The following is a 6,146-nucleotide window of genomic DNA, read 5'->3' as shown; positions in this document are numbered from 1 at the left end:
CCTCCCCCCCGGCCGGCCCGCTCGCCCGCCAGGCGGCCCGGTTCCTGGCCCCGCCCCGCCCGGGTGCCCGCTCCGCGACTCGTCGCCCCGGCATGGCGGGCCCGTTCCTCGGCCGCCCGCGCCGCCGCATCCGAGTCCCGCACCGCGCGCTGCGCCTCTCGGACCGAGTCCCGCGCGCGCTTCTGCATCTCGCGGACCCGGGCCGCGACGCCCCGGACCGCCAGCAGCGAGGCCGACCAATCCTCGTCCTCGGCGGCCGCGGCGGTGTCGGCTCCGGAGAACAGCGCGATCACCCGGTCCATCGGATCGGCCTCCGGGGGGATCGTTTGCGCTCGGGCCGGGCTGCTCATGCGGCGGCCTGATCGGTCAGGTCGGAGAACTCGGACATGATCGCGTCCTGGACCCGGGCCAGCCATTCCTCGGCGTGCCGGGCGCGCTCCTCCGCCGCCCGGGCGCGGGCCTCGGCAGCCTTCGCACGCTCTTCGGCGGCGATGACCTGTGCCTCGGCGCGGACCTGCGCTTCCCGCGCCTGAACTTCAGCGATCCGGGCCCGTTCATTCGACGCATTGATGTCGTCGCGGACCTGCTCGAGCACGTGCTCGATCCGCTCCTCGCGCTCCCGGGCCTGCGCCTCGACCTCGCGCGCCTGGCGGGCCGCGGCCTGCACCCGGTGGATCAGCGTGTCCCAATCCTGCGGCGACGATTGCGGCGTCGGCGCCTGGGCCTGCTCGTTCAGCGACGAGACGACCCGCAGGACGTTGCCGAGGCTGGCCTCGGGGACGGCATTCGGCTCGCGCTTCGACTTGTCGACGGTGCGGAAGCGCGGATCGTTCAACAGCCGCTGCAGTTCGCTCACGGGGCGCTCTCTCCCTGCCGGTAGACCTGGGCGATGATTTAACTGATCGGAATGATTAACAAATCGTTAAAACCGAGTCCACGAGGTGAGGCTTTGTTAACACAGGCTAGCCTCTATGCTAGAATTCGCGGGACACGGCCGGGCGGCGCGGGCGTATCCGCGACGCCGGAAGACCCGGCCCCCCGGCCGGCCGCGGAACTGTATGCGACGCTCCCGGCTTCCCCCCAGATCGAATGGCCTGCGGGAGGAACAGCCTGATGCGGAACGGTGCCCAGGATCGAGGCCCGACCGCGTCCGGTCCGGATCAGGACCCGACGCGCGGGTTCACTGACGCCTTGCGTGATCAGGCGCGGGGCTACGCGGCCAAGCGCCAGGCCGACGCGGCGCGGGTCGTCGCGGATGTCGGCGACGCCATCCGGGACACGGGCGCCGGCTTCGACGGGCTGCCGCAGCTGAAGTCGTTCTTCGATCAGGCCGCCCTCGGCGTCGACGGGCTGGCCGAGGATATCGGTCGCCGCTCCTTCGGTGAGATGTACGACGAGGTCCGCGCGGCGGCCCGGCGCCGGCCGGCTCTGACCGCGGCCGCCGCCATGCTGGCCGGCTTCGCGCTCTACCGGCTGATCAACACCCCCGGGATCCGGCCGGTCCCTCGCTCCCGGGCCCTGGTTCCGGTCGATGTCCTACCGACGCCGGATATCTGAGGCCGGCGTCGGAGCCGTCTCTCGCTGAACCGCCCCGCGTCGGCAACGCGCGTGCCAGGAGGACAGGATGGCCGAACCCGGCATACGCAGCATCCCGACCCTCGTCGGCGATGCGGTTCGCGAGCTGCGCGATTTCGTCGGCGACGAGCTGGCCTTGTTTCGCGCCGAGATGGCACAGGGCGTCCATCGGATCTCGCTGGGCCTCGGGCTGCTGATCGCGGCGGCGGTCCTGGCCATCACCGGCCTGTTCACGCTGCTCCTGGCCCTGGTGAAGGGCATCGCCGTCCTCGTGCAATCGGACGCCCTGGCGGCGCTGATCGTGGGCGGCACCTGCCTCGGGCTGGCCCTGGTGCTGGGCCTGTTCGGCCGGAGCCGGGCCTCGCTGGCGAATCTCGCGCCGACCCGGACGGGCCGGCAGATCAAACAGGATGCGCAGGTTCTCGCGGATCGCCCTGGACATCGGCTCCAGGACGATGCGTGAGAACCGCGATCTCGCAACGTCCCGAGAGCCGGAACCGGCCGTTCGGGACGCTGCGCCAACGGAGCATGGGACCACATGAGCAACGCGGCTGACGAACTCGAGCAGGATGTTGAGGCAAGCCGCGGGCGCCTGGATCGCACGCTGGGCGATCTGCAATCCCGGCTGCAGGGGCCGGGCATGCCCCGGGACCTCGCCGACCTGAGGCGGTCCGGACAAGCCGCCGGCGAGGCCGTCGAGCGCTTCGTCGCCGACGTGCGGGTGAACCCCGTGCCGGCCCTTCTGATCGCGGCCGGGCTCGGGCTGCTCGTATACGACGTGGTCCGTTCGACGGCGCGTCGGCGCTCCACCGCGATCGCGGCCGGATCCTCTGCCGCGGATCGGGGGCTCGCAGCGAACCAGCCGGACCGGATGGAGGCACGGCTTGATGAGGCCTTGGAAGAGAGTTTTCCCGGGAGCGATCCCGTTTCCGTGCGGATCACCAAGTAGCGCGCGCTGACAGGCACGCGAGACCCGCGAGGGGCGGCCTGTGATGGCCGCTCCGTCCCCGGCGCCTCTGGGGGGCCCATTGTCGGCTTATGGCCGGGCGCCGTCCGGATGTGGTCCGGCTCATCCGGTGTGGAACTGCCGTTCAACGCCGTGTCGGCTGGGCCATAGAGCCGTCGATCACTGATTTTCGCCCTGAATCTGCGCGGTGCGCGACAAAATATGCTTGCGGTTGGCCCCCGAATGTCAGGCCATTCGGCGCCCCCTCGTGCTGCTCCGGGAACACGTCCGCAATCGGACCGGTATTCACCGCAGTGGCGCGCGTCCGGGAGGCGAAGGGGACCTGATATGACGGACATGGATCCCGAAACGGGCCCCGCGATCGATCCCCAGGCCGCGAGGATGCCGGAGGTTCTGCGCCTCGCGACGGCCTTGGCGGAGCAGATGCTGGCCGCCCAGATCATGGGACGCGCGATCTCACCGGCCCAATTCACGGCTCTGGTGAGCGCGGCCCGGCTCCTTCAGGACAAGGATGTGCCCTGGCCACCGCTCGTGCAGGAGGTCGTCCACGAATTGGCCGAACGGATGGAGGCCGCCGGATCGGAGCCGGACGGCAAGGCCTGACGGCCGCCCGCCCCCGGCCGCCTCGCTATGGGGGCCGGCCTCGGGCGGTCGTCGCGACAGGATGTGAAGCCGCCGCCGGTCGCGTGACGCCCCTGTCACGACCGCCCCACCGACCCGGTGTTACAGATCGAGACCCCGACCATGTGGTACCTCTACGGCTTCGTGCTGCTGGCCGGCATCGCCAACGCCGTCCAGGCGGGGCAGAACGGGGCGCTCTCAAAGGGCTTGGCCGAGTCCTTGACCGCGGGCCTCGTGGTGGCGGCCGGCACCGCCACCTGCATCCTCGTGGTCGGCCTCCTCTCCGGCAAGCTCGCCTGGCCGACGGCGGCGCAGGCGCTGGCGATGCCCTGGTGGGCGTGGTTCGGCGGGATCCTTGTCGGCTGCATCATCCTGGCGCAGTTCATCGTGGCGCGGCAGATCGGGGCGGCGCCGTTCCTCGGCCTGCTCGTGACCTCGGGGGTGGTGACCTCGATCGTGCTCGACCATTTCGGCTGGGTCGGCTTCGAGATCCATCCCGCCAGCCTGTGGCGGATCCTCGGCGGCCTCCTGATGGTCGCGGGCGTGGCCCTCGTCGCCGCCTTCTGACGGCCGGATGGCCGAGGGCTTCGACCGGCGTCCCCGGAACACGCCCACCTGGATGGGGTTGCTCATCGGAGAGTGGAGGAGCACGCGATGCTGACGGGTGGTTTGCTGTGGTTGATCGGTGTGCCGATCCCCGTCCTCATCCTGATCTGGTTCTTCTTCCTGCGCGGGCGATAGCGCATCGTCTCGAAAGGGGCAGAGACCGCCTCGACAGGCCTGCTCCCGGGGCTATCCTGTCGGGATGCGCATTTCCTTCGCCGCCATCGCGTTCGTCGTCGCCGCCGGTGGGGCGGCCGCCCAGCAGCAGCGGCCGACAATCCCCGAACTGCTGACCGCGGAGGCGAAGGCTGCGCTCGCCTGCGAGGGTTCGGGCGATCCCGCCATCATCCGGGAGCAGTGCCGGCTCCGCGACCGCTTGAGCGGGCGTCTGGCCCAGGCCGGCTATTGCTGGGGGCGTAAAGGCCAGACCGACGAGACGAAAGACTGGCACGCCTGCCAGCCCGACTCGATCTTCGAGGACGATATCGAGGCGGTCCAGCGCTGAGGCCGGGCTTCGGAAGGCCTCGGACCTGGCCCGGGTGCAGGACTTAAGCCCGGCACGTCTCACGGGCTTCGCCTTGAACCTTGGCGAAGGGCTGCGGCCTTCGGAAACCCGTACCAAGCACGCCGGATCGCGATCGCGCGTTCGGGAGCGCTCGTGGCCGAAGTCGATACCGATTCGGTGTCGGCGAGCGCGTCACACCAGGGATTGATAGGCGCGCCGAATGGCCACGCGATCGGGGACGGCACTAGCCGATCGCCGCCGGGTGGGGCTTCGGCTCGCCTTTGTAGTGCCGCGGGATCAGCGGGCAACCATCGTGCACACGGAAGTGCGACAGCGATGAGCGCCGCACCGCGGTGTAGCCGCCCTGGATCATCAGCCGCCCGAAGCAGGCCGGGCAGCGCTTGAGGGCATCGCGATGGCGGGCCTGCGCCTCGTCGACCGTCATGGCCACCCAGGCCCCCTCGACGGAGACTTCGCAGGTCGGGATTCCAGGCTTCACCATGAGACGACGATGCCGTTTGGCGGCGCTCCGCGCCAGCGCAGGCGCGCCACAGCAATCCGCCGACCGACAGGATTTTGTGCCGCAAAGCGTCGCGGTACGACCGGGGTCACGCGCAGCCGCTCGGGCGGCCGGCTCGGTCTCCGCGTCATCGGGCCGAAGTCGTTCGCCGGGTGATGCCCTGCGAGGCCCCCTTCAGGACGCCGGCTTGTTCTGTCCAGATTGTGCCTTGATACACAGCAGCACGCGACGAATATGGTTGCGTAGCTCGTCTTTACTATTCGATACCGCTTCGGCTCTCTTTGCAGAGTCCGGTTTGTCACACGTCGACATGGCAAGTGCCCCAAGCAAGGAGCGCCACCTCAGCGGGCCTTAAGGCCTTGGTTCGGAAGGCGATCGCCAGTAGCTTTAATGGATCGTCTCGCCAAAATCTCGATATAATTGCAACTCGGCGACTCAATTCAAGTTTCAGATATTTTAAGGTTTATCGTTGTTTTTGAATGCTGCTGTGTCGCTTCGCACTACGTAGCCGAATGCATGGGCCCTCTCCGGAGGGTTTCGGTCAGGGGGGACGCGCTAGGTGCCGGAACGCTTCTACTTCGACATCGAGAACGGCAGGGAGTCGATCCGTGACGAGGAAGGCGTCGAGGCCGACAGCTTGGAGACGGCCTTGGCGGAGGCCCGGAGCGTGATCCGGGAGATGGCCGACGAACTGGCCGCTTCCGATCCCGACGCGATCTGGACGCTTGTGGTGAGGGACGCGTCCGGATCTGCGGTCGGGCGTCTGCCGATCAAGCCATAGATCCGCGCGCACCATCCGTCGAACCGAGAAGCCCGCGCCGGCCGATGCGCCGCTCGCGGCGGGGGGGCGTCAAAATTCCGCGGCGCAATGGCGGATCTTGGCCGCAGCGTCGAGAGCTAGCGGAGAATGTGGTATCTCTATGGACTGACGATCCTCGCCGGACTCGCGAATGCGGTTCAGCCCGGCCAGAACGCGACGCTGTCGAAATCCCTCGGGTTGCCGATCACCGCCGCGTTGCTGACGCTGCTGATCAGCACGGCCGCTCTCTTGGTCGGCGGCCTCACGCTCGGCAAGCTCGAGATGCCGAGCGGGCAAAAGCTGGTGCAGGTGCCCTGGTGGGCGTGGCTCGGCGGATTCCTCAGCATCCTGCTGATCCTTGCCCAGCTCTACGCGTCGCCATCCATCGGCGCCGCATCGTTCTTCGGCATCATCGTGACGGTGGGCGTGGCCGCGTCGATCGTGCTCGACAATTACGGATGGGTCGGTTTCGCCGTGCATCCGGCGAGCCTGTGGCGGATCCTCGGCGCCGTCCTGATGGCCGTCGGCGTGGGAATGGTGGCCCTGTTCTGAGCCG

11 protein-coding genes are annotated in these 6,146 nt (G+C 69.0%); 8 read left to right on the top strand and 3 right to left on the bottom strand.

Annotation, left to right across the window (positions count from 1 at the left end):
• Positions 1 to 350, bottom strand: a 350-nt coding sequence (locus AO398_RS14840) for a hypothetical protein (RefSeq protein ID WP_058192893.1), incomplete at its 3' end; no start/stop codon positions are given.
• Positions 347 to 856, bottom strand: coding sequence for a hypothetical protein (locus AO398_RS14835; RefSeq protein WP_082643285.1), 510 nt, complete (start codon positions 854 to 856; stop codon positions 347 to 349). The genes AO398_RS14835 and AO398_RS14840, both read right to left, overlap by 4 nt.
• A gap of 257 nt (positions 857 to 1,113) precedes the next feature.
• Here AO398_RS14835 and AO398_RS14830 point away from each other — a divergent pair, with 257 nt between their 5' ends.
• The 6 genes from AO398_RS14830 to AO398_RS14805 all read left to right on the top strand — a co-directional run bounded on the left by AO398_RS14830 (position 1,114) and on the right by AO398_RS14805 (position 4,271).
• The gene (locus AO398_RS14830; RefSeq protein WP_058192892.1) at positions 1,114 to 1,557 is read left to right on the top strand and encodes a hypothetical protein; all 444 of its coding nucleotides are present in this window, start codon (positions 1,114 to 1,116) and stop codon (positions 1,555 to 1,557) included.
• 67 nt (positions 1,558 to 1,624) lie between these two features.
• Complete coding sequence (locus tag AO398_RS14825) at positions 1,625 to 2,038, top strand: phage holin family protein (RefSeq protein ID WP_058192891.1); 414 nt, start codon at positions 1,625 to 1,627, stop codon at positions 2,036 to 2,038.
• A gap of 75 nt (positions 2,039 to 2,113) precedes the next feature.
• The gene (locus AO398_RS14820; protein WP_058192890.1) at positions 2,114 to 2,524 is read left to right on the top strand and encodes a hypothetical protein; all 411 of its coding nucleotides are present in this window, start codon (positions 2,114 to 2,116) and stop codon (positions 2,522 to 2,524) included.
• Between the two features lie 354 nt (positions 2,525 to 2,878).
• A complete protein-coding gene (locus AO398_RS14815; RefSeq protein WP_058192889.1) occupies positions 2,879 to 3,145 on the top strand; it encodes a hypothetical protein in 267 nt (88 codons plus the stop codon).
• A gap of 141 nt (positions 3,146 to 3,286) precedes the next feature.
• The gene (locus tag AO398_RS14810; RefSeq protein ID WP_058192888.1) at positions 3,287 to 3,730 is read left to right on the top strand and encodes a DMT family transporter; all 444 of its coding nucleotides are present in this window, start codon (positions 3,287 to 3,289) and stop codon (positions 3,728 to 3,730) included.
• Between the two features lie 238 nt (positions 3,731 to 3,968).
• Positions 3,969 to 4,271, top strand: a complete 303-nt coding sequence (locus AO398_RS14805; protein ID WP_058192887.1) for a hypothetical protein — start codon at positions 3,969 to 3,971, stop codon at positions 4,269 to 4,271.
• A gap of 244 nt (positions 4,272 to 4,515) precedes the next feature.
• Here AO398_RS14805 and AO398_RS14800 read toward each other — a convergent pair whose 3' ends face one another.
• The gene (locus tag AO398_RS14800) at positions 4,516 to 4,773 is read right to left on the bottom strand and encodes a hypothetical protein (protein ID WP_058192886.1); all 258 of its coding nucleotides are present in this window, start codon (positions 4,771 to 4,773) and stop codon (positions 4,516 to 4,518) included.
• A gap of 577 nt (positions 4,774 to 5,350) precedes the next feature.
• On the opposite strand from AO398_RS14800, the gene AO398_RS14795 reads away from it, so the two are divergent.
• On the top strand, positions 5,351 to 5,572 hold the full coding sequence (locus AO398_RS14795) for a hypothetical protein (RefSeq protein WP_058192885.1): 222 nt from the start codon (positions 5,351 to 5,353) through the stop codon (positions 5,570 to 5,572).
• A gap of 126 nt (positions 5,573 to 5,698) precedes the next feature.
• Complete coding sequence (locus tag AO398_RS14790; protein WP_058192884.1) at positions 5,699 to 6,142, top strand: DMT family transporter; 444 nt, start codon at positions 5,699 to 5,701, stop codon at positions 6,140 to 6,142.
• Positions 6,143 to 6,146: the final 4 nt, after the last annotated feature.

Source organism: Methylobacterium sp. GXS13 (assembly GCF_001455965.1).
Classification (GTDB): domain Bacteria; phylum Pseudomonadota; class Alphaproteobacteria; order Rhizobiales; family Beijerinckiaceae; genus Methylobacterium.
This window is presented reverse-complemented; position numbering and strand designations above follow the sequence as displayed.

Bases quoted from the DNA above. Each gene is read 5' to 3' on its own strand.
- AO398_RS14830 (WP_058192892.1), top strand. From the start codon at position 1,114: ATGCGGAACGGTGCCCAGGATCGAGGCCCGACCGCGTCCGGTCCGGAT.
- AO398_RS14825 (WP_058192891.1), top strand. From the start codon at position 1,625: ATGGCCGAACCCGGCATACGCAGCATCCCGACCCTCGTCGGCGATGCG.
- AO398_RS14820 (WP_058192890.1), top strand. From the start codon at position 2,114: ATGAGCAACGCGGCTGACGAACTCGAGCAGGATGTTGAGGCAAGCCGC.
- AO398_RS14815 (WP_058192889.1), top strand. From the start codon at position 2,879: ATGGATCCCGAAACGGGCCCCGCGATCGATCCCCAGGCCGCGAGGATG.
- AO398_RS14810 (WP_058192888.1), top strand. From the start codon at position 3,287: ATGTGGTACCTCTACGGCTTCGTGCTGCTGGCCGGCATCGCCAACGCC.
- AO398_RS14805 (WP_058192887.1), top strand. From the start codon at position 3,969: ATGCGCATTTCCTTCGCCGCCATCGCGTTCGTCGTCGCCGCCGGTGGG.
- AO398_RS14800 (WP_058192886.1), bottom strand. From the start codon at position 4,773: ATGGTGAAGCCTGGAATCCCGACCTGCGAAGTCTCCGTCGAGGGGGCC.
- AO398_RS14790 (WP_058192884.1), top strand. From the start codon at position 5,699: ATGTGGTATCTCTATGGACTGACGATCCTCGCCGGACTCGCGAATGCG.